This is a genomic window from Paenibacillus sp. TC-CSREp1, assembly GCF_050171015.1.
GTDB classification, from domain to species: Bacteria; Bacillota; Bacilli; order Paenibacillales; family Paenibacillaceae; genus Paenibacillus; species Paenibacillus silvae.
Genome location: NZ_JBNOKM010000049.1, coordinates 1 through 1334, shown reverse-complemented (window position 1 = coordinate 1334; position 1334 = coordinate 1). Strand labels below are relative to the sequence as shown.

Sequence of the window (1334 nt, the reverse complement as noted above, 5' to 3'; positions counted from 1 at the left end):
ACTATAGAAAATAAGGGAAGACTCCCGTATGTAATGGCATATGTTTTCCTTTAAATGGTAATTATAAAGGTTGATTTATCGAATGATGACTTTTCGTTTGATCGGTATCTTATTTCGATCCGGCGAGCGCTGTCTCCCTTTGGAGGTTCGCGTTGGCTTTCGTGCTAAAGCTTTTTCCATCGTCCACCAAGGATGATAGGCGTAAATACGGATGAGTTTCAGGATGTCCCAAGTCGTTTTAGTCGTCGCTGTCTGCAGACGCACGAGCGTACAAAGGGCATAGGCAATGAGCACGAGATACAACTGGTTCCAAATGCCTTGGGGAGAGTAGCTAATTACCTTTACGAATCGCAAATGCTGCTTGATCCATTTGAAAAAAAGTTCAATCAGCCAGCGATACTTGTACATCTGAGCCAGGTCTGCCGCAGGAACGTCAAAGCAGTTCGTAATTAAGTAATACTCTTTCCCCTGGTCATCCCGAAAAATGAGAAGTCGCAAGCGAGAACGACATTTATGGAGAATGACCTTTCGATCCGAGAGGATAACGTCCTGATCCTTCTTGGGGACCCGAAAGTCTCGCGTCACTTCGAACCGCGTATTCTCCCGGACTCGTGTGATGAAACGAAGGTTTTGCTGCTCCCACTGTTCAAAATGTCCATGCTTTTGGTAGCCTCGATCCATGACGTGAATCGCATCCGGGTCGGTTACCAGTTCAAGCGACAATTCCGTCTCGTTCACATCAACGGTGCTTGCGATGATGCGATCGGGATAGACCCATTTCTCCGGATGGGCCACGACGACACGCGTATGCATTTTAACGCCGTGTTTGTTCTTGGAATAGTTGGCCCAACTTGCCCGCTGCACGGGCAACGTGAGTTCTGTCGCATCGACTAAACGCAGCTTCTTCCCGGCGGGCAAACTTGCCGTCTGATCTGGCTGCTGTTGCTGAATCGCAGCGACTAATTTCAGGAACAACGCTTGGAGGGTATCTGTGCATAGTCCGTTGGTTTTCCGGGACAATGCGGACGGACTAACAGAGGCAAGTCCGGTCATCGCCTGCAATGGCTCGTGAGCCTGCAACTGCTCGGTGATCATGTCATACGATGTGGCGCCCAGTAGTTGACCAGCGACAAGCAACTGAATAGTGTTGCCTGTAAAAAGCTTTTTCGCGCGATGATCGTCCAGCAAAGATCGGAAACCTTGCAATTCTAATTGATTTAAGCATTGACAAACGGTCGATAAATTCGGTAAGTTATCCATGGGTGATCTCCTTTTGTGAGAGTCGTGGATAACATGTGCCACACTTTTACATTAGGGGATTTTTTTATGGTTTG

The 1334-nt window shown here is 47.9% G+C and carries 1 protein-coding gene; it reads right to left on the bottom strand.

What is annotated here, in order from left to right; all coding sequences use genetic code 11:
- Positions 1 to 75: 75 nt before the first annotated feature.
- Positions 76 to 1260, bottom strand: coding sequence for an IS4 family transposase (locus ACQSGY_RS30675; protein ID WP_427182407.1), 1185 nt, complete (start codon positions 1258 to 1260; stop codon positions 76 to 78).
- Positions 1261 to 1334 lie beyond the last annotated feature (74 nt).